At 49.5% G+C, this 21,799-nt stretch carries 15 protein-coding genes; 14 read left to right on the forward strand and 1 reads right to left on the reverse strand.

The window, feature by feature from the left end:
- The first annotated feature begins 5 nt into the window (after positions 1-5).
- The 4 genes from V1224_00890 to V1224_00905 are packed head-to-tail and all read left to right on the forward strand — an operon-like array spanning position 6 to position 4,593.
- Positions 6-1,466, forward strand: coding sequence for an NAD(P)/FAD-dependent oxidoreductase (locus V1224_00890; protein WWR16045.1), 1,461 nt, complete (start codon positions 6-8; stop codon positions 1,464-1,466).
- Complete coding sequence (locus tag V1224_00895) at positions 1,463-2,851, forward strand: FAD-dependent oxidoreductase (GenBank protein ID WWR16046.1); 1,389 nt, start codon at positions 1,463-1,465, stop codon at positions 2,849-2,851. Before V1224_00890 ends, V1224_00895 begins: the two co-directional genes overlap by 4 nt.
- The gene (locus tag V1224_00900; GenBank protein ID WWR16047.1) at positions 2,848-4,209 is read left to right on the forward strand and encodes a Helicase associated domain protein; all 1,362 of its coding nucleotides are present in this window, start codon (positions 2,848-2,850) and stop codon (positions 4,207-4,209) included. The genes V1224_00895 and V1224_00900 overlap by 4 nt, the downstream gene beginning before the upstream one ends.
- 18 nt (positions 4,210-4,227) lie before the next feature.
- Positions 4,228-4,593: a helix-turn-helix transcriptional regulator gene (locus tag V1224_00905; GenBank protein ID WWR16048.1), complete on the forward strand. Its 366-nt coding sequence runs from the start codon at positions 4,228-4,230 to the stop codon at positions 4,591-4,593.
- 70 nt (positions 4,594-4,663) lie between these two features.
- Here the strand turns inward: V1224_00905 and V1224_00910 are convergent, their stop codons facing one another.
- Positions 4,664-5,617: a hypothetical protein gene (locus V1224_00910; GenBank protein ID WWR16049.1), complete on the reverse strand. Its 954-nt coding sequence runs from the start codon at positions 5,615-5,617 to the stop codon at positions 4,664-4,666.
- An 861-nt stretch (positions 5,618-6,478) separates the two neighbouring features.
- On the opposite strand from V1224_00910, the gene ileS reads away from it, so the two are divergent.
- From ileS to V1224_00960, 10 genes are all read left to right on the forward strand, one after another.
- The gene (gene ileS, locus V1224_00915) at positions 6,479-9,637 is read left to right on the forward strand and encodes an isoleucine--tRNA ligase (protein WWR16050.1); all 3,159 of its coding nucleotides are present in this window, start codon (positions 6,479-6,481) and stop codon (positions 9,635-9,637) included.
- A gap of 34 nt (positions 9,638-9,671) precedes the next feature.
- Positions 9,672-10,616, forward strand: a complete 945-nt coding sequence (locus V1224_00920; GenBank protein WWR16051.1) for a bile acid:sodium symporter family protein — start codon at positions 9,672-9,674, stop codon at positions 10,614-10,616.
- A gap of 52 nt (positions 10,617-10,668) precedes the next feature.
- A complete protein-coding gene (locus V1224_00925) occupies positions 10,669-13,137 on the forward strand; it encodes a glycogen/starch/alpha-glucan phosphorylase (protein ID WWR16052.1) in 2,469 nt (822 codons plus the stop codon).
- A 20-nt stretch (positions 13,138-13,157) separates the two neighbouring features.
- Positions 13,158-15,461: a hydratase gene (locus tag V1224_00930; protein WWR16053.1), complete on the forward strand. Its 2,304-nt coding sequence runs from the start codon at positions 13,158-13,160 to the stop codon at positions 15,459-15,461.
- Between the two features lie 250 nt (positions 15,462-15,711).
- Positions 15,712-16,722, forward strand: a complete 1,011-nt coding sequence (locus V1224_00935; protein WWR16054.1) for a hypothetical protein — start codon at positions 15,712-15,714, stop codon at positions 16,720-16,722.
- A 110-nt stretch (positions 16,723-16,832) separates the two neighbouring features.
- Complete coding sequence (locus V1224_00940; protein ID WWR16055.1) at positions 16,833-17,792, forward strand: SpoIID/LytB domain-containing protein; 960 nt, start codon at positions 16,833-16,835, stop codon at positions 17,790-17,792.
- A gap of 65 nt (positions 17,793-17,857) precedes the next feature.
- Positions 17,858-18,709, forward strand: a complete 852-nt coding sequence (locus V1224_00945; protein WWR16056.1) for a peptidoglycan DD-metalloendopeptidase family protein — start codon at positions 17,858-17,860, stop codon at positions 18,707-18,709.
- 59 nt (positions 18,710-18,768) lie between these two features.
- Positions 18,769-19,041, forward strand: coding sequence for a GIY-YIG nuclease family protein (locus V1224_00950; GenBank protein ID WWR17395.1), 273 nt, complete (start codon positions 18,769-18,771; stop codon positions 19,039-19,041).
- An 82-nt stretch (positions 19,042-19,123) separates the two neighbouring features.
- On the forward strand, positions 19,124-20,296 hold the full coding sequence (locus V1224_00955) for an amidohydrolase (GenBank protein WWR17396.1): 1,173 nt from the start codon (positions 19,124-19,126) through the stop codon (positions 20,294-20,296).
- 58 nt (positions 20,297-20,354) lie between these two features.
- Positions 20,355-21,749, forward strand: coding sequence for a glycoside hydrolase family 9 protein (locus V1224_00960; protein WWR16057.1), 1,395 nt, complete (start codon positions 20,355-20,357; stop codon positions 21,747-21,749).
- Positions 21,750-21,799 lie beyond the last annotated feature (50 nt).

The raw sequence follows: 21,799 nt of genomic DNA on the forward strand, positions 1-21,799 counted from the left end.
TACTTATGAACACCATGGACTATGACATCGTTATCATCGGTGCCGGAGCGGTAGGCTGTGCCTGTGCACGGGAGCTGGCGAGGTACCGTCTGAACATTGCGGTTCTGGAGAAGGAGCCGGATGTGGCGTGTGGGACAAGCGGAAGAAATTCGGCTGTCGTACATGCGGGCTTTAATAATAAACCGGGATCATTGATGGCACGGTTTTGTGTGGAGGGAAACCAGGGATTTGAAACACTGTGCCGTGAGCTGGACGTACCCTATCGGAAGACCGGGAAATATCTGACAGCGTTCACTGAAGAGGATGTGGATACTCTGCAGGGACTGCTGGAGCAGGGAGAGGCAAACGGCTGTGAAGGACTTGCACTGATTCCCGGAGAAGAAATGCGCCGGGAGGAACCGCTGGTAGGCGGCATGATGGCGCTGCATTCTCCGAACACGGCGATTATCAATCCGTTCTTATACACGGTCGCTCTGGCGGAAAATGCCAAGGCCAACGGTGTGGATTTCTTCTTTGACAGGGAGCTGATACAGGTGCAGAGACGTGGCGCCGGATTTTTGCTTATGACAAAGGACGGCAGTGTTTATCGCACATCTTTTGTCATCAACTGTGCGGGCGTACACAGCGCGACTGTGGCCGCCCTGTTCGGGATTGTCTCATACCATATTTATCCATGCCGCGGAGAATATTTCATTTTGGATCAGGAGGCGCTGAAGTATGTACATACGCCGGTATATCCTGCTCCGCGGAAAGGAGCAGGCGGACTTGGCGTACATCTGACGCCTACGATTGACGGCAATATTATTATTGGTCCCAGTGCGGAATACATTGACGGGGAGGACGATTTTGCCACGACGAAACAGGTTATGGACCGGTTGCTGCAGGAGGCCGGGCAGTTTCTCCCGCAGATGACAGAGAGGCTTGTGATCGGCAGCTATGCAGGACTGCGGGCCAAGCAGGCGCCGCCGCAGGAAGGCGGCTTCCGGGACTTTGTAATCAAAGAGGAAGAGCGTTGCAAAGGGCTCATAGATCTGATTGGCATTGAATCTCCGGGACTGACGGCGTCCGTGCCGATCGCCAGATATGTTGCCAGACTGTTACAGGGTCGTATGGAACTTGCGGAGAAGAGTGACTTTAATCCGGTTCATAAAGGGATCCAGCGGTTTCGGGAACTGCCTTTGACAGAACGGGAAAGGCTCGTGAGAGCGGACAGAGAATATGGGGAAATCATATGTCGGTGCGAGACTGTTACGAAAAAGGAGATCAGACTGGCGATCGAAAATCCTCTGGGGACGGTTACGCTGTCCGGGATCAAAAATCGGACGAGGTGTATGACCGGCAGATGTCAGGGCGGATATTGTATGGCCAGGATTGCAGATATATTGATCAATGAGTATGGATTCGCGCCGGAAGACATCAGGCTTCGGGAGACTGGCACGGAATTGTTTTGTGGAAGGGTAAAATGAACACATTCGGAAAAATGGAAAATATAAAGCTGGCTGTGGTGGGAGCGGAACCGGGCGGGCTGGCCGCCGCTGTCAGCGCCAGAAGAAGCGGTATCGATGATGTTGTCGTCTTTGAGAGAGAACAAAGTCCGGGAGGGATTTTGAATCAGTGCATACATGACGGATTCGGACTTCTGCGCTACGGAGAGGCGCTGACCGGGCCGGAATATGCGGACCGGCTGTTGCAGGAGGCCAGAACGCTGGGGATAGAGATCAAAACCGGCTGTATGGTATTGCAGATGGATCGTCACAAAAGGATCACCGTCTGTTCCCCGGAAGGGTTATCGGTCATTCGCACGGAGGCAGTGATCTTTGCCACAGGCTGCAGAGAGCGGACGCGAGGGAACATGATGATACCGGGGACGAGACCGGCCGGTATTTATACGGCAGGCGTGGCACAGAATCTGATTAACCGGAGGAACCTCATGCCGGGTAGAAAGATTATCATTCTCGGTTCGGGGGACATCGGACTGATTATGGCCAGGCGATTGGTGCTCGAAGGAGCAGAGGTGACCGCTGTCTTTGAAATACGGTCTGTTGCAGGCGGTCTGGAAAGAAATGTCAGACAATGTCTGTTCGACTATCAGATCCCTCTGTATCTGAACCATACGGTGACGCAGATCAACGGGAAAAAACGGATCGAAAGTGTGAACGTTGCCAGAGTAAATGAGGCGGGCAGCATAATTCCGGGGACGGAAACGGTCTTTCCCTGCGATACGCTGATCTTATCTGTGGGGCTGATTCCGGAAAATGAAATTGTCAAAGACGCAGGGATCGCAATCGATGAGACGACGAAAGGGGCCAGTGTGGACGAGTGTCTGCAGACAGAGATACAGGGCGTGTTTGTCTGTGGAAACGCCAGAAAAGTGTCGGACCTGGCGGACATCGTATCGGCAGAAGGGGAAGCTGCCGGAAGAAATGCCGCCCGGTCGATCAGAAACGAAACACTGGAAACATACAGTGCTCCGGTTTCGCACACATTGCCCAAAGGAGTTCCGCAGGCAGGGATTCTCACCTGTATTGTCTGTCCGCGGGGATGCCATCTGACAACGTCTTGGGACAGGGAGGGTGAAGTGCTGGTCTCAGGAAATCAATGTCCCAGAGGACTGGCATATGCCAGAGAAGAGCTGACCTGCCCGAAAAGGATATTAACGACGACAGTGAAGACGGCGGACGGCGGTCTGCTTTCTGTAAAGACAAAGAACGGAGTTGAAAAGTCGGCTCTGGCAACATGGTCGGAAAAACTGTGGCATATGACATTGCCTGCCCGTACCTATCAATGCGGAGACATCATAGTGATAGACGGATGTGAATTTCTGGCGGGAGTGGATACGAGATCACGGTGACTGAAAGGATGCCGCCGAAAGGGCAGGATGATTGTCATGCGAATTCGCAGGAAAATAAGGAACGGATCAGATATGGCGGAAACCGGTTGAGGCTTGTGTATATGGAACATACGGAGAGAAAAGGGAACAAGAGACGTAAAAGAAGAACGTTCGACGAATGGCTTACGGATGCCAGGACATACCGGAAAAGGTATGGTGATCTCCTGGTACCGTGTGACTATGTAACAGCAGAGGGGAACCGACTGGGCAGATGGATCGAACGCAAACGGGGACAGTACAATGGTGTGAAATCGATTCACGGTCAGCTGTATGCCGATGAGATAGCGGCTTTGGAAGCGATCGGTATGGTGTGGAAACTGGAACACCGGTTTCCGTGGGAAGAGTGGATCTGTCAGGCGGATCAATATTATCATACATACGGACATCTGAATGTTCCGAAAGAATATGCCATTGGGCCCTATCGCCTCGGATATTGGCTCATAGAGCAGCGTCAGAAGTACGCTTCCGGGCAATTATCATCCATGCAGATCAGAGAGCTGGAAAAATTTCAAATGCGCTGGGAGATGTCGCGGCCGCGCAGCTGGAATGAATGGTATGAGATCGCCCGAATTTATTATGAGAGACATGGGGATCTCAGAGTTCCGGCGAATTATACGACGAAAGAAGGCATCCGGCTGGGCAGATGGATTTGCAGCCAAAGGGACTGTTATCATGAACGGCCCGGTAAGCGCAGACTGACATCAGCGGAGATCGAAAAGCTGGATGGTATCGGTATGGTCTGGAGCATTGCGCAGGAACAGGATCTTTACTGGCAGCGTATGCTGGAATGTGCAAAAGCGTATGTGGCGGAACATCACCGGCTGCCGCCACGGATCTCGGAAAAAGTGATGACGGCGGATGGAAACGATCTGACGAACTGGGTGCGGGCGCAGCAAGACCGATACCGACAGGGACTTTTAAAAGAAGAAAGAGTGGCGGCGCTGAAAGCGGCAGGCATTGTCGGACGCAGAGAAGGGAAAGAGAGCAGAAGGTCTGATGACGGAAGCAATATGGGGGAGAGAATCCGTACCCTGCGCGTTCTTCTGAAATTGTCGCCGGAAAAAGTGGCGGAAGATCTGCACATCAGCGAGAAGGATTATATGGAGGCGGAGACCGGAAAGAAGGATATGCCCCTCGGTATGGCGATGCGCATTGCCTCGTACTATCGTCTGTCACTGGTCTATCTCGCGCAGGGCAGGTGGACAGCCTCAAAATCAGTCCACACCCAGGAGAGCGCTGCTATCCTGTCGATGCTCAGACGCAGCGAGACCAAAAAGCGGGAACATGCCATAAAGATGTTAGAAGAATATCTGACATAGAGTGTGTGGGAAAAACTTATGGAGTATACGGCAGAATTTATTTATGATAAATCAGAAACGGGGAGGCGCATTCGCAGCCTGCGTGAGCAGAAAAAGATAACCTGTGAGGAAATGGCGCAAAAGCTGGGTAGAACAGAAAAAGAATTCAGAGACGTCGAGCGGGGATTATGCAGCATCTCTCTGCATACGGCGCTGGAGATTGCGGCTTTCTTTGATCTGACATTGGACGAGCTGATTGAAGGAGACAGCCATGAAGCTGATACACAGATACAGCCGACGGGTGAGGAAGAAAAGATCCTGTCCCTTCTGGCACGCAGTGATCCGCGACAGCGCACAGAGGCGCTGAAACTGGTACAGGAATACTTACTGGATGGAATAGAATAACAATAAAGAGAAGATCAAAAATTTGATAAGAAATGGAAAATATGGAACAAAAACGATGCGTCTTATAAAATTACTGTTTTGTTAATTGCTTCACTTCCTCCACAGACAATCCGGTTCCGTCAGCGATTTCTTCCAGAGAGAGCTTCCCCATTTGGAGCAGACGCTTTGCCGTCTTAATACCTGCGGTATAGATGCCCTGCTGCAGGCCTTTTTGTATGCCTTGCTGTATGCCCTGTTGCAAGCCTTGTTGTGTTGCGGTTTGACGAGCCTCTTCCATTTCGTTTTCCAGACTTTCCAGATAAGAACGCATGATTTCTTCTTCCTCATACAATACCATCATAATATCCACTACCTCCTTTTCCCTGCTTTCCAGATATTCTTTTAACACATTTCTGTCTTTACAGATGCGAATCGTTTCTGAAATGGCCTTTTGTGTTCTGCCATATAGGGCGATCTGAGCGTTGCATACTTGTGTAAAACTGACATATTGGTTGATGATGTCTCCTTTCTTTCCGTCATAGATCATTTTTACTTTTACTTCAAGACAACATTCCTGCCCGTGGAAAAACTCTTCTGTCAGTGATACTTGTGAGGGCCTTTCTTTTCTGCTGCCTGTGTAGATGACATAGATTTCCGGCAACGGCAGTTGTACTTTTTTACCCTTATACAGGTTCTGCTTTGTCCGCTTCAGATAATCATGACAGGTTTGCGACAGATACAGGAATGCTCTGACTATGATATTCACCGTCCATGTGGATTGTGCTTCCACTAAGAGTATCAGGCGATTGCCGACCATAAAACCAAGATCATTGTACAAACTGTCTGTCAGAATATTGCGGATCGTAACGTCTGTCAAATCTTCTCCGGTAACATCAGTATCTTCCGGATGGAGCGCTTTATACAGTTGAATCAGATATTTTTTATCCTGAAACAAATTTGTGAAGACGCTGTCCTTGATCGTCCGTTTTATAATTCTTGTCTGTTTGTTTTTTAAAGATTGGCTCTGGTTTTCTGCCAATCGCATCACCTGCCTTTTTTGAGGATTTATTCGGATTACTATAATCTTATCATACTATAAAAAAACAGACTGATCAATGAAATTACGGCAGGGAATATGATGAACGCATAGCGGAACAGCAAAAATTTCCCATATATTCTTCTTGACATCCTCAAAAGCACAGTTTTATAATATTTACGAGAAAAAGACGATGACGAAGACAGTAGATTTTTTTCGAACGCAGCAGAGAGCCGGGGATGGTGGGAGCCTGGCGCCAGTAGGAAATGATTGAAGATCACTTCTGAGTTTCGGGGTTGAAATGTATTTGTATTGCAGAGGCAGAGTAAACGCAGACGGTGTTCCTCCGTTATGGGAAGCCATATGGACCGGATTTCCAGAGCCAGCTGTGACTGGCGTATTTCTTATGGAAAACGGGAGTATGTGTAACAGGTGGTAGCACGGAGAATTTATCCTTGTCCTTTTACGGGCAGGGATTTTTTGTTGTACAGGATTCAGAGGGCGAAGGCGCTATAAAAAATGTGTAAGGACAAATTGCACAAAATATTCTCTCACATCAGGCTTTGTCATATGGATTTTCTAAAATATTCCGACAAAATTATGATAGCGGACGAAACCGCCCGATATTCGCCATCCGGGCTCAGATCGGGCTTTTTAGGACATCCATGTCCTGAAATTTCTGCCTGTCTTACGGAATATTAAGAAAATCTCATATTCCTTCGCAATGGTTGCTTCGCGAACATTTTGTGCGATTTGCCCACAAAGATTTAGCAAAGCGCCTTCGCCCTCTGAATCCTGTATAACAAAAAGAAAAACGTGCGGTTCGCGGAGAGGAACCAATTCAAAGTATATTTTCAGGAGGTAAAACAAATGTACCAAAAGGTATCTACAGACCTGAATTTCGTGGACAGGGAAAAAGAAGTCGGGAAATTCTGGCGGGAACATGATATTTTCAGGAAGAGTATGGAGAGCAGGAAGCAGGGGGAAACGTATACGTTCTACGACGGGCCGCCGACTGCCAACGGAAAGCCCCACATCGGACATGTGCTGACCAGAGTCATCAAAGATATGATTCCTCGTTACAGGACGATGAAAGGGTATATGGTTCCGAGAAAGGCGGGCTGGGATACACACGGACTTCCGGTGGAGCTGGAAGTGGAGAAGCTCCTTGGACTGGACGGCAAGGAGCAGATTGAAGAGTATGGGCTCGATCCGTTTATTTCCAAATGTAAGGAGAGCGTGTGGAAATATAAGGGTATGTGGGAAGACTTTTCCGGCACGGTAGGATTCTGGGCGGATATGGACGATCCATATGTCACTTATCATGACGATTATATCGAATCCGAGTGGTGGGCGTTGAAGGAAATCTGGGATAAGGGACTGCTCTACAAAGGGTTCAAGATTGTGCCGTATTGTCCGCGGTGCGGGACGCCGCTATCCTCTCATGAGGTAGCGCAGGGCTATAAGGCAGTAAAGGAACGGTCTGCGATTGTGCGCTTTAAAGTCAGGGATGAGGAGGCTTATTTCCTGGCATGGACGACAACGCCATGGACACTGCCCTCCAATCTGGCGCTCTGTGTCAATCCCGGGGAAACTTATGTCAAAGTAAAGGCGGCCGACGGCTATGTCTATTATATGGCACAGGCGCTTCTGGACCGGGTGCTTGGTAAACTGGGGGATGAAGCAGCCGATAAGGCGGCCTGTGAAGTGCTGGAGACTTATACCGGAAAAGATCTGGAATACAAAGAATATGAACCGCTGTTTGCCTGCGCGGGTGAAGGTGCGGCAAAACAGCATAAAAAGGCGCATTATGTGACTTGTGACACATATGTCACAATGACGGACGGTACCGGTATCGTTCATATCGCTCCTGCCTTTGGTGAGGACGATGCGCAGGTGGGCAGGAAATATGATCTTCCGTTTGTACAGTTTGTGGACGGCAAAGGCAATATGACGGCAGAGACGCCTTATGCGGGGAAATTCGTGAAGGATGCCGATCTGGATATTTTAAAAGATCTGGAAAAAGAAGGAAAGCTGTTTGACGCGCCGAAGTTCGAGCATGACTATCCATTCTGCTGGCGTTGTGACACACCGCTGATTTATTATGCGCGGGAGTCATGGTTTATCAAGATGACGGCAGTGAAAGATGACCTGATCCGCAATAATAATACGATCAACTGGATTCCGGAATCGATCGGCAAAGGGCGGTTTGGAGACTGGCTGGAAAATATTCAGGACTGGGGAATTTCCAGAAACCGATACTGGGGGACGCCGCTGAATGTGTGGGAATGTTCCTGCGGCCATATGCACGCGATCGGCAGCAGGCAGGAACTGGAACAGATGAGCGGCAACCCTGAGGCAAAAACGGTAGAGCTTCACAGGCCGTATATCGATGCGATTACGATCAAGTGTCCGCAGTGCGGTGGTGAAATGCACCGTGTGCCGGAAGTGATCGACTGCTGGTTTGACTCCGGGGCGATGCCGTTTGCCCAGCACCATTATCCGTTTGAAAATAAAGATTTATTTGAGCAGCAGTTTCCGGCACAGTTTATTTCCGAGGCGGTCGACCAGACAAGAGGGTGGTTCTATTCTCTGCTGGCGGAATCGACGTTACTGTTTAACCGGGCGCCCTATGAGAACGTGATCGTACTGGGACATGTACAGGATGAGAACGGAAAGAAACTGTCCAAATCCAAAGGCAATGCCATTGATCCCTTTGAGGCCTTGTCCCAATACGGCGCCGATGCGATCCGCTGGTATTTTTATATCAATTCTGCGCCGTGGCTGCCGAACCGCTTCTATGGCAAGGCCGTGATGGAAGGACAGCGTAAATTTATGGGCACGTTGTGGAATACGTATGCCTTTTTCGTGCTCTATGCGAATATCGACGGGTTTGACGCCACGAAATATGAACTGGAATATGATAAATTGTCTGTCATGGATAAATGGCTGTTGTCGAAGCTGAACACACTCATCCAGGACGTTGACGCCGATCTGGGCAATTACCGTATTCCGGAGGCGGCAAGAGCATTGCAGGATTTCGTGGACGAGATGAGCAACTGGTATGTAAGGCGGGGCAGAGAACGTTTCTGGGCCAAAGGGATGGAACAGGATAAAATCAATGCCTATATGACGTTGTATACGGCTCTTGTGACTGTTTCCAAGGCTGCGGCGCCGATGGTTCCGTTTATGACTGAACAGATCTACCAGAATCTGGTGAGAAGCATTGACAAAGAGGCACCGGAGAGCATTCATCTGTGTGATTTCCCGGCTGCGGATAAAGCTGTGATCGACACGAAACTGGAGGAGGATATGGAAGCGGTGCTCGCCACAGTCGTTCTCGGACGTGCGGCGAGAAATACGGCCAATATCAAGAACCGTCAGCCGATTGGCATGATGTACGTGAAAGCGGAGAATGAACTCTCTGATTTTTATAAAGAGATCATCGAAGATGAGTTGAATGTCAAAGAAGTCGTCTATTCACAGGATGTGAGAAACTTCACCTCCTACACATTCAAGCCGCAGCTGAAAACGCTGGGACGGCGGTTTGGCAAACAGATCAATGCGCTCAAAGAGCTGCTGGCAACGATCGACGGCAATCAGGCGATGGACGAAATCAATGAGAAGGGTACGCTGACGGTCACACTGGACGGCAAAGAAGAGGTGTTAGACAAAGAGGATCTTCTGATCGATGCTGCGCAGGTGGAGGGCTTTGTATCCGAGAGTTATGGCGGCATTACAGTTGTACTTGATACGAATCTGTCCGAAGCGCTGATCGAGGAAGGGTTTGTCTATGAAATTATCAGTAAGATCCAGACAATGCGCAAAGAAGCCGGATTTGAAGTGATGGACCATATTACCGTATCTGTGCGGGGCAACGAACGGATCGCGGCGATCGTGGACAAAAATGTGGCAGGCATCAGCGCGAAGGTACTGGCGGATGCGATCGCTTATGGCGGCGAGTCAGCCATTGAGAAAGAGTGGAACATCAACGGCGAGACGGTCATGATCGGTGTGGAGAAGCGATAAAGCGGGTATACAGTATGAGAAAGGGAGAATGATTATGAAAGTACTGGGGAAGACCAGTAATCTTGTGGGAAAGTATATGGCGGTTATTGTGCTGGCAATCGCCGCATTGGCACTATTTGTGCCTTCATCCTTAAACTGGATCAAAACGAGCTGGGTGAATCCGCTGTTGATGATCGTTATGTTTGGTATGGGGCTGACGCTGAAGCTGTCGGATTTTGCAGTCGTATTTAAGAGACCGAAAGATATATTGATCGGCTGTGTCGCACAGTTTACGATCATGCCGCTTCTGGCATTTCTGCTCGGGAAAGCATTTGGCCTGGAAGCCGGACTTCTTGCAGGCGTTATTCTGGTAGGGACCTGTCCGGGCGGTACGTCCTCCAATGTGATGACCTTTTTATCAAAAGGTGACGTGGCGTTATCCGTCGGTATGACAAGCGTCAACACACTGCTGGCGCCGTTTGTTACGCCGGCAATTACCTATCTGCTGCTGAAGACTACCGTTTCCGTTGATATTCTCAGTATGTTTCTGTCTATCATCAAAGTCGTCATCATTCCGATTGGACTGGGCTTTGTAATCAACAAATTTTTCGGGAAGGCCACGCAGAAATGTGTGGAAGTGCTGCCGCTGATTTCAGTCACGGCGATCGTGATGATTGTGGCGGCTGTCGTATCTGCCAACTCAGAGAAGATTCTGACAACAGGGGCGATTGTGTTTGTCGTTGTCATTTTGCATAATCTGCTCGGATATGGCTGCGGCTTTGTACTTGGCCGCATTCTGAAGACGACGCCGGAGAAGACGAAGGCATTGTCGATCGAGATCGGGATGCAGAATTCCGGTCTGGCGACAAGCCTTGCAGGCAGCTCTTTCCCGGATCTGACGATGGCGACCGTGCCAGGGGCGATTTTTTCCGTATGGCACAATATTTCCGGTGCGATACTTGCAAATATTTATGCGAACTGGCATAATGAAAAAGATTGAAGAAAACTGTTATCGTTTGACCTGAGGCAAACAGAACGAAGAGGAGAGCAACATGGTTAAGAAACAAGTAAAGAAACTTAAATTTGACAAAGAACTGTTTAAACGCAGCGTGCTGTATAATGTAAAGACTCTGTATCGTAAAACGCTGGAGGAAGCCAATCCTCAGCAGATCTTTCAGGCCGTTTCCTATGCGATCAAAGATGCGATCGTCGATCATTGGATGGACAGCCAGAAAGCGTATGAAAAACAGGATGTGAAGATTGTATATTACATGTCTATGGAATTCCTCATGGGAAGAGCGCTCGGCAATAATATGATCAACCTGCAGGCATATGATGAGGCGGCGGAGGCGCTGAAAGAACTGGGCGTTGACATCAATCTCGTGGAAGATCAGGAACCGGATCCAGCGCTCGGTAATGGTGGTCTGGGCCGTCTGGCGGCATGTTTCCTTGACTCTCTCGCCACGCTCGGCTATGCGGCGTATGGCTGTGGTATCCGTTACCGTTACGGGATGTTCAAGCAGGAGATCAGAGACGGTTATCAGGTTGAAGTGCCGGATAACTGGCTTGTGGACGGTAATCCTTTTGAGCTGCGCCGTCCTGAGTATGCAAAAGAAGTCAAGTTTGGCGGATATGTGAATGTCCGCACGGATGAGACAGGCAGACAGCATTTTGTGCAGGAAGGGTATCAGTCCGTACGGGCGATTCCTTATGATCTGCCGATCATCGGATATGGCAATGGCAATGTCAATACGCTGCGTATCTGGGACGCAGAGCCGATCGAGTGTTTCCGTCTGGACTCCTTTGATAAGGGTGACTATCATCAGGCCGTCGAGCAGGAGAATCTGGCAAGAAACATAGTGGAAGTATTGTATCCGAATGACAATCACTATGCCGGGAAGGAGCTGCGGCTGAAACAGCAGTATTTCTTTATTTCCGCTTCCGTGCAGGAAGCCGTGGCAAAATATATGAGAAGTCATACCGACATTCGCAAATTTTATGAGAAAGCGACCTTCCAGCTTAACGATACCCATCCAACGGTTGCGGTTGCCGAGCTGATGCGTGTGCTGATGGATGAATATTATCTGACCTGGGATGAAGCATGGGCAGTGACGACAAAGACATGTGCCTACACGAATCATACGATTATGGCGGAGGCTTTGGAGAAATGGCCGATCGAGCTGTTCTCAAGACTGCTTCCCCGTATTTACCAGATCATCGAGGAGATCAACCGCAGATTTATTGAAGAGATCCGCCGGAAATATCCGGGCAATGCAGATAAGGTTGCCAAGATGGCGATCATCTACGACGGACAGGTGAAGATGGCACATCTTGCTATCGCAGCCGGATATTCGGTCAACGGTGTGGCGAGACTGCATACGGAAATTCTGAAGAAACAGGAATTAAAGGATTTTTATGAGATGATGCCGGAGAAATTTAATAATAAGACAAACGGTATCACGCAGAGACGGTTCCTGCTGCATGGGAATCCGCTGCTTGCTAAATGGGTGACGGAAAAGATCGGAAACGAATGGATCACCAACCTTCCGGCGATCCATAAACTGGCACTCTATGCGGATGATAAAAAGGTGCAGCATGAGTTTATGAATGTCAAATACCGCAATAAGATTCGTCTTGCTTCCTATATTAAGGAGCATAACGGTGTTGATGTGGACCCTCGTTCTATTTTTGACGTTCAGGTCAAGAGACTTCATGAATATAAGAGACAGCTCCTGAATATTCTGCATGTCATGTATCTGTACAATCAGATCAAGGATAATCCGGAGATGGAATTCTATCCGCGTACCTTTATCTTTGGCGCCAAGGCGGCCGCAGGCTACAAGATCGCAAAACTGACGATCAAGCTGATCAGCGCCGTGGCGGATGTGGTTAATAATGATCCGGATATTCAGGGTAAGCTGAAAGTCGTATTTATCGAAAACTATCGCGTATCGAATGCGGAGTGGATTTTTGCCGCAGCGGATGTCTCCGAGCAGATCTCCACGGCCAGCAAAGAGGCCTCCGGAACCGGTAATATGAAGTTTATGCTCAACGGAGCGCTGACACTTGGTACGATGGACGGCGCCAATGTAGAGATCGTGGAAGAGGTCGGGGAAGAAAATGCGTTTATTTTCGGGCTCAGTTCCGATGAAGTGATCCAGTACGAGAACTTTGGCGGATATGATCCGATGGAGATCTTTAACAATGATCCGGATATTCGCAGAGTGTTGATGCAGCTCATCAATGGTACCTTTGCCCATGACAATCCGGAGTTGTTCCGGGATCTGTATAATTCTCTGTTAAATACGCGGAGCACTTCCAAGGCAGACACATATTTCATCTTGAAAGATTTCCGTGCGTATGCAGAGGCACAGAAAAAGGTGGAAGATGCTTATCGTGATGAAGCGGGCTGGGCGCGGAGCGCGATCCTCAATGTGGCATGTTCCGGCAAGTTTACGTCCGACCGTACGATCCAGCAGTATGTGGATGAGATGTGGCACCTGGATAAGGTCGTCTTATAAATAGGAGGAGACAAAAAGTTATGGTACGTTTATCCGAAGGCGGAGCCTGGCTGATCCGCGGAGAGCAGATCGTGGAAGACTCTGCCCGGGCGGAAGATGAAATCAGAAGCCTGACAGGGAAAAGCATGACAAAAGAAGAAGCGGCAAAACAATCGATAGCCTATGGGATTCTTGCCGATCACAATACGTCCGGCAATATGGATCAGCTGAAGATCAAATTTGACAAGCTGACTTCCCATGACATTACGTTTGTAGGTATTATCCAGACTGCGAGAGCGTCAGGGCTGGAGCGGTTTCCGATGCCTTATGTACTGACAAACTGTCACAATTCGCTCTGCGCGGTCGGCGGTACGATCAATGAGGACGATCATATGTTTGGCCTGTCCTGTGCGAGGAAATATGGCGGTGTCTATGTGCCGCCGCATCAGGCGGTCATTCATCAGTATGCGAGAGAGATGCTGGCGGCAGGCGGGAAAATGATACTCGGCTCCGACAGCCATACGCGTTATGGCGCGCTCGGTACGATGGCAATGGGGGAAGGCGGCCCGGAGCTTGTCAAACAGCTCCTTGGGCAGACGTATGACATCAATCTGCCGCAAGTCGTGGGCGTCTGTCTGACCGGCGAACCGAGACCGGGAGTAGGTCCCCAGGATGTGGCGCTGGCTATTATCGGGGCAGTGTTCGGGAATGGTTATGTCAACAATAAAGTGATGGAATTTGTCGGGCCGGGAGTGGAAAAGCTGAGTGCTGATTTCCGCATCGGCATCGATGTGATGACGACGGAGACGACCTGTCTGTCCTCAATCTGGAAGACCGACGAGACGATCCGGCAGTTTTATGAGATACATGGCAGAAGTGAAGATTATGTCAGACTGGAGCCGGGAGAGATTGCATACTATGACGGCCTGGTGACGGTAGAGCTGGACAAGGTGGAACCGATGATCGCAATGCCGTTTCATCCGAGCAATACGTACACGATCGATGAGGTCAACCGGAATTTAGGAGATGTGATCGCAGATGTGGAGAAGCGTGCACTCGTCAGTCTGGATGGGGCGGTGGAATATTCCCTGAAAGAGAAAGTATGGGACGGAAAATTCCATGTCGATCAGGGGATCATTGCCGGCTGCGCCGGCGGCGGCTTTGAAAATATCTGCGCTGCTGCGGACATCCTCAAAAATGTGAGTATCGGCTCAGGCGGATTCACACTCAGTGTCTATCCGGCGTCGATGCCGATCTATATGGAGCTGATCAAAAACGGCTGTGCGGCGACGCTGCTGGAGACGGGAGCTGTGCTGAAAACTGCTTTTTGCGGGCCGTGCTTTGGCGCCGGAGATACGCCGGCAAACAACGCGTTCAGCATCCGCCATTCCACACGTAACTTCCCGAACCGGGAAGGTTCCAAGCTGCAAAACGGTCAGATCTCTTCGGTGGCACTGATGGATGCGAGATCGATCGCGGCGACGGCTGCCAACAAAGGGGTGCTTACGCCGGCGACAGAGTTTGACGGGACGTGGAACCACTATCAATACTATTTTGATTCAAAAATATATGCAAACAGAGTATTTGACTCAAAAGGAGAAGCGGATGCGTCCGTGGAGATACAGCTTGGGCCGAATATTAAGGACTGGCCGGAGATGACGGCGCTTCCGGAAGATCTGATCTTAAAGGTCGTCTCGGAGATTCATGATCCGGTGACAACAACCGATGAATTGATTCCTTCCGGGGAGACTTCCTCCTATCGTTCAAATCCGCTGGGGTTGGCAGAGTTTACACTCTCCAGAAAAGACCCGCGGTATGTGGGGCGGGCCAAGGAGATTCAGAGAGCACAGAGGGCGGTGGAACTGGGAGAAGATCCGATGGAGCAGACAAAGGAACTGCGCCCGGTACTGGAAGCAATCGCTGCTGCGTTCCCGGAGAAGACCTTTGCAGAGTTTGCTCCACAGGAGATCGGTTTTGGCTCTACAATCTTTGCGGTCAAGCCAGGAGATGGCTCCGCAAGAGAGCAGGCAGCTTCCTGCCAGAAAGTGCTCGGTGGCTGGGCCAACATTGCCAACGAGTATGCCACGAAGCGCTATCGCTCAAATCTGATCAACTGGGGAATGCTTCCTTTTCTGATCGATCAGGGAGAACTTCCGTTTCATAATCTGGATTATCTGTTCCTTCCGGGAATCAGGACGGCAGTGGAACAGGCGGAGTGTGAGATCAGAGCATATGTGGTGAGAGACGGTCAGCTGACTCCATTCACCCTTCGTCTCGGAGAAATGACAGGGGAAGAGCGGCAGATCATTTTGAAAGGCTGCCTCATTAATTACAACAGAATCTAAAGTTTTCGTCTGCGGTGTCGATATATAAAGCACAAGAGAGGCGCAGGGCCGACGCTTCTTCAGAAAATATAAGATGCTGATAGACCATGGATGGTATTTGATAAGGGACAGGAGGTCCTTTGTCAGATACCATTTTTTTCGCAGGAGGACAGGGAGGGAAGCCACGGAATCGGGACATCAGGGAATGGGGGTAAGATTGCGCATTAGTTCCAGCACAATAGGAATGGAATCCGCGAGGAGGTATACTTCTGTGAGAAGAAAAACCTCTGCTTTTACTAGCCAGACATATACTGGCGGCCTGGAAAAAAGGGAAGGAAGCCTGAATTTCCGCGGCATGTTATTAGGAGACGGTGCAGAAGAGAAAAAGACCGGCAAGGGAATGAGCGAGGAGGAGCAGATGTCTCTGCGAAACAGATTCCGCTCTACCGGTATTACGAAGATTTCCAACAGAAATGAACTGGAGGCGCTTGACAGGATCAGGCAGCAGTGTATCCAGTTTTTGATGGGGCTTTTCTCAGGGAGTCAGAACAGACGTCCTGCCGGTATGCCGGACAGTGGAGATCTCTCCATGCCGACAGTTTCGACGACCAAATTATCATACTCTTTCAAAGAGACCTATATGGAGGAAGAGGCGACATCCTTCCAGACAACGGGCAAGGTGGTGACTGCGGACGGCAGAGAGATCACTTTTAATCTGGATATGGAGATGAGCCGCAGCTTTCAGTATACGTATGAACAGAGCTATGAGATGATGTACCGGAATGTGAGTATGTGCGATCCGCTTGTGATCAATCTGGACAGCAATATCGCTTCGGTATCCGATCAGAAGTTCCTGTTTGACATTGACGGCGATGGCATTTTAGATCGCGTTTCCCAGTTGAATGCGGGGAGCGGTTATCTGGCATTGGACAAAAACGGCGACGGAAAGATCAATGACGGCAATGAATTATTCGGGCCTCAGTCTGGCAATGGGTTTGAAGATCTGGCGCAATACGACAGCGACGGCAACGGCTGGATTGATGAGAATGACGAGATATGGAGCAAGCTGCTGATCTGGACGAAAGACGAGAACGGAAAAGACCAGCTCTATCATATTTCCGATAAGGGGATCGGTGCGATCTGTCTGAAAAACCAGTCTACAAATTTTTCACTGAATTCTCTGCGGGATAACCAGACAAACGGCGTCATTCGCAGTACAGGTATTTTTCTGTATGAAAACGGCGGAGTAGGCACGGTGCAGCATGTAGATATGGCAAAATAAATATATAATAATATGTAATAGCAAACAAAAAACTAAAACTAAGAGAAATGAATAAAAATCTCCGGAAATCTCATATAATAGGACAGAAAGCTGTTTGACTGAGGATTTTCATGAGACGAATTCGCAGAAACAAAAAAAGAACTGTATCCGATTCTGCAAAATCATCGGCAGCAGTTCTTTTTTTTGTGGGACTGACCGTCTGTTATCTGTTTTTTCATGGCAGATTTTCTGCTGATGGCATCAAATCGAGTGAAAGTAATCATACGATCGTCAGAGAAAGCGCGGCGGGGCGGGAAAAGATTCCGCTGGGAGAATATCTGATCGGCGCTTTGGCGGTCAGCGTACCGGACGATTTCGCACCGGAAGCGTGCAAGGCGCAGGCGGTGATCCTGCGAACCAATGTAGAGTGGATGTCGGGGGAAGAGGGCAGCAGTGAGATTTCATATGAGACATTATGTCAGGCAAGTCTGACAAGGGAAGAAATGAATGAGAAATGGGGAGACGATTACGAAAAACAGTATGGGAGGCTGAAAGCCGCGGTCGAGGCCACAGAGGGACAGACGCTCTGTTATCACGGAGCGCCGGTGGAGCTGCCTTTTTTTCCGGTCAGTGCCGGACAGACGAGAGATGCGGACGAGATTTCCGGAACAAAGAATTTTCCATATTTAAAGACTGTCGCCTGTGGACAGGATGTGTTCGCAGCAGATTACCGGCAGGAAACGATCGTCAGCGAGAAGGAATATCAACGACTGTTGCAACAACTCTTTGAGACCGGGGAAGAGATCGTATGGCAGGAGGTCGCACTGGAAACAGACAGTGCGGGATATGTGAAACAGGCTGTCTGGAACGGGAAAACAGTTTCAGGAGAAACATTTCGTGAAGCGCTGTCACTTGCCTCTGCCTGTTTTACGATTGAGGAGAAAGAAAAGGAGCTGCATATTATCACAAAAGGGGTAGGACACGGCCTTGGCATGAGCCTTTATACGGCAGGCCAGATGGCGGCGGAAGGAAAGGATTATCAGGAAATATTGCAATATTTTTTTGCCGAATGTGAAATTGTAAAAAACTGAATAAAGCGACCGGAAGTGGTAAGACTAGGGATGAGGTGATAAGCATGAGAAGACATCGTTCCACGATGAGAAAAGAAAGAATTATTATGTTAGTTTCTTCGGTATTTGTCCTGACTGCTCTGACTATGACCGGTTTTTATGTGAAAGAAAAGAATGAGGCAGAAAAAGACGGTTATATCGTTGACATGAGCACTTTGGAGAAAAAGACGGAGGATAAGACAAAAGAGATTGCCCAGTCGGTGGAGGAAGAAGCACAGGCCGACACGGCGAAAGGCGATGATCTGGACTATGATCCGAATTTCCAGGAGGCCTCTTCCGGTGATGTAGAGAATACATGGAGCGCTGAAAAAGAGGATGAGAAAAAAGAGAGCGAAAGTCCGGAGGCAGAGAGCGCAAACAGAGATATTGCCAGAGAGGCCATGGAGGATACGGAGCTGACAGACAATGTGGCAGCGGAGGACGCTATGGAGACCGCATCTATGGAAGCGACAAGGGCGCTGTCTTTCCATGAAAAGGACAACCTTGGCTGGCCGGTAGCGGGTAACGTACTGATCAATTACAGTATGGATAAGACCGTTTATTTCCCGACGCTGCAGCAGTATAAATACAGCCCTGCCATTATCATTGCGGCATCAGAGGGAGAAAACATTACGGCTTCCGCTGATGGAAAAGTGCTCTCTGTGTTTGAGGATGCGGAGATCGGGCGCGGAGTGACGGTAGACATCGGCAATGGATATGAGTTGACCTACGGACAGTTAGAGGATATTATAGTATTGCAGGGGGATGTCGTGAGCGCCGGGGATGTGCTCGGTGTGGTAGCGGCTCCAACGAAATATTATAGTGTGGAAGGCCCCAACGTATATTTCAAACTGACAAAGGATGGAGTGCCGGTCAATCCGCTCAACAGTCTGGAATAGAAACATCTGACAGAAAAAGAGACTGCAATCAACAGATTGTGTGCACAAAGGATAAAGAGATGGCTTGTTATACCTATATCGTAGAATGCAGTGATGGAAGTCTGTATACAGGATGGACAAATGATCTGGATAAACGGGTTCGCGCCCACAATGCGAAAAAGGGAGCGAAATACACAAAGAGCCGCACCCCGGTCAGACTTGTCTATTATGAGACATTTGCCACCAGGCAGGAGGCTATGAGAAGAGAATACGAAGTCAAGCAATACACGAGGAAAGAAAAAGAGGATCTGCTGCGCAAAGTGGATCTTCGTGATGGCAATAAAACAGAATAATATGAAAAAAAAGAAGCATACTACTTCACTGACAGAAAGAGGTGATAGTATGCTTTTTATTGCGAACGGAACTTTATACCCGATGGCCGGAACGATGCCGGAAAGGTTGGAGCGAGGATGTATCGCCATAGAGAACGGGAAGATCCGCAGAGTCGGGCAGGACTTTACGTATGAAAGTATCTGCGAGGAGGATCAGAGGACGAAAGAGGAACGGAAAACAGACATCTATATTGACGCGGCTGGGTGCTGGGTCATGCCCGGTATCATCGAGGCACACTGCCATATGGGAATCACAGAGGAGAAAAAGGGGATGGAAGGGGATGACTGTAATGAGACGGTAGATCCGCTCACGCCACAGCTTCGGGCTGTCGATGCGATCAACAGCATGGATGCCGCGTTTGACGATGCCGTGCGCGCAGGCATTACTTCGGCAATGATCGGACCGGGCAGTGCGAACGTTGTCGGCGGACAGTTTGCTTTCGTAAAGACAAAGGGCAGGCGGATCGATGATCTGATCGTAAAGGCGCCTGCGGCAATGAAGATTGCATTCGGGGAAAATCCCAAGGTCAATTACAGCGGACAGGGGAAGTCTCCGTCCACCCGGATGGCCGTTGCCGCCATGCTGCGGGAAGAGCTGACAAAGGCAGCCGCCTACCGGAAGAAAAGAGCGGAAGGGGAGGAGGCTGGGTTTGAGCGGGATTTTCACTATGAGGCATGGCTGCCTGTGCTGGAAGGAAAGATTCCGCTGAAAGCTCATGTGCACAGAGTGGATGATATTTTTACAGCTATCCGCATCGCCAGGGAATTTGGCCTTTCGATGACACTTGATCACTGCAGTGAAGGACATCTGATTGCTGAGGAGATCAAAGAATCCGGGTTTTCGGCGATTGTCGGTCCTGATCTGGCCAGCCGCAGCAAAATCGAAGTCCAGAATATGGCGTTTAAGACGGCAGGAATCCTGAGCGCTGCCGGTGTCAAAGTAGCGATCACCACAGATCATCCGGTCTCGATCATCGCCTCGCTTCCGATCTGTGCGGGACTGGCAGTCAAGGCCGGACTGCCCATGATGGAAGGGCTGCGGGCTATCACGAGCAATGCGGCGGAGATCGTTGGTGTATCCGACCGCGTCGGCAGTCTGGAGGAAGGAAAAGACGCAGATATTGCAGTGTTTGACGGGAATCCGATGGAAGTGTTTACGAACACAATGATGACAGTGATCGACGGCAGGATCGTGTACAGGAAGGAAGGGTTTTAGCCTTAGGAAGTGATTTTGTGGTCTTTACCAAATGTAGTAAAAATAGTATACTATAACAATGAAACGAAGAAGAATTGTTTGGATAGCAAGGAGAATAACGGCGCTTTGTCTGTGTCTCGTTCTGACCGGTTGCAGCGGAGGCGGTGCGGATTATGCGCTGGGAACAACGGAATATGGGTTTGGGCCGCAAGGCGGGGAGGCAGAAGTGTCCTATGAAGTGCCGGCGGCCAGACCAAATGTGCTGACGGATTGCTTTGGCTATGAACCCGGAAGCGAAAAAACGGTGATCTTTCATGGGAAGGAGCTGCCGGACACCTTTACACTGCGGGATGCAAAGACACGTGAGGTCGTATACACCGGTAAGGTAAAGAAAAAGAGCACCGACGGGGATACTCTCGGAGAATTTGACAGTTATGGCGAGTTCTCTGATTTCAGAAAACCGGGCGATTATTATATTCAGGTAGACAGATACGGGGAGTCGTATCCGTTTATTATCCATGACAATCTGTATTATTCTCTCTATCTGCGGGCCTTTGAGAAATTGCATGGTATGAGGAGCACAGAAACCGGTGGCGGCGGATGGCAGATGCAGGAAACCGGGGCGGAAAAAGAGATCAGTGCCTGTCTCAGTATCTGCCAGCTTCTGTTTTCTTATGAGATGTTTCCCGAAGTATATACGGATGATACTGACATTTCGGAGAGCGGCAATGGGATACCGGATGTTCTGGATGAATGCCGCTATGAGGTGGAGTGGCTGATCGATCAGGCTGCGCAGGAGGAAGAGACTGATGGCATCGTATGCGGATACCGGGCCGCGACTCTGGCGAAGTATGCCTATCTGACAAAAAGTTTTGACACAGCCTTTGCGGGTGAATGCCTGAAGGCGGCGGAGACTGCCTGGAAGAATGCGAATAAAGATCTGTCGGTGTCCGACGGCCTGATCGCTTTTGCGGCGGCTGAGCTGTACCGGGTGACAGGCGGCAGGCAATACCTGGGACTGGCAGAAGAATACTTGGGGAACAGTGTTGCAAAGGAAGAGAAGTTATCCGATCCGGAATTTTTCGGAGGGGTCACTTATATGAATACAAAGAGTAAAGTGGATGTGGAACTTTGCGATGCGATTATCAGAAAGATCATGGAGGAAGCAGAAGAGATCGCGGAAGTGTCAAAGCAGAATAGTCTTCTTGTCTATGGAGAAACGGAACGGGTGGACAGAAGAGAGATTCTGCAGCAAATGATGCGTATCTGTATTGTCAATCATGTGATTACCAATCATGAATATAATATTGTGATCGAGAATCATTTTCACTATCTGATGGGCCGTAATCCGGACAGCGTCTGCCATGTATCATACTGGGAGGGGCAGGAGATGCAGACCGATGATATAATGAAGAACCCGGTCGAAAATACGGCGTTTCTTTTTATGATGAGTGAACTGCTCAGTAATGGATAAGAGAGACGGCTGTGATGATAAAAGTGTAGCAGGAATATCAGGAGGAAATC

The sequence above is a fragment of the Lachnospiraceae bacterium JLR.KK008 genome, assembly GCA_037015955.1.
Classification (GTDB): Bacteria; Bacillota; Clostridia; order Lachnospirales; family Lachnospiraceae; genus VSOB01.

Excerpts from the sequence above, each read along its gene's own strand:
- V1224_00890 (WWR16045.1), top strand. The coding sequence starts at position 6 with ATGAACACCATGGACTATGACATCGTTATCATCGGTGCCGGAGCGGTA.
- V1224_00895 (WWR16046.1), top strand. The coding sequence starts at position 1,463 with ATGAACACATTCGGAAAAATGGAAAATATAAAGCTGGCTGTGGTGGGA.
- V1224_00905 (WWR16048.1), top strand. The coding sequence starts at position 4,228 with ATGGAGTATACGGCAGAATTTATTTATGATAAATCAGAAACGGGGAGG.
- V1224_00910 (WWR16049.1), bottom strand. The coding sequence starts at position 5,617 with ATGCGATTGGCAGAAAACCAGAGCCAATCTTTAAAAAACAAACAGACA.
- ileS (WWR16050.1), top strand. The coding sequence starts at position 6,479 with ATGTACCAAAAGGTATCTACAGACCTGAATTTCGTGGACAGGGAAAAA.
- V1224_00920 (WWR16051.1), top strand. The coding sequence starts at position 9,672 with ATGAAAGTACTGGGGAAGACCAGTAATCTTGTGGGAAAGTATATGGCG.
- V1224_00925 (WWR16052.1), top strand. The coding sequence starts at position 10,669 with ATGGTTAAGAAACAAGTAAAGAAACTTAAATTTGACAAAGAACTGTTT.
- V1224_00930 (WWR16053.1), top strand. The coding sequence starts at position 13,158 with ATGGTACGTTTATCCGAAGGCGGAGCCTGGCTGATCCGCGGAGAGCAG.
- V1224_00940 (WWR16055.1), top strand. The coding sequence starts at position 16,833 with ATGAGACGAATTCGCAGAAACAAAAAAAGAACTGTATCCGATTCTGCA.
- V1224_00945 (WWR16056.1), top strand. The coding sequence starts at position 17,858 with ATGAGAAAAGAAAGAATTATTATGTTAGTTTCTTCGGTATTTGTCCTG.
- V1224_00950 (WWR17395.1), top strand. The coding sequence starts at position 18,769 with ATGGCTTGTTATACCTATATCGTAGAATGCAGTGATGGAAGTCTGTAT.
- V1224_00955 (WWR17396.1), top strand. The coding sequence starts at position 19,124 with ATGGCCGGAACGATGCCGGAAAGGTTGGAGCGAGGATGTATCGCCATA.
- V1224_00960 (WWR16057.1), top strand. The coding sequence starts at position 20,355 with ATGAAACGAAGAAGAATTGTTTGGATAGCAAGGAGAATAACGGCGCTT.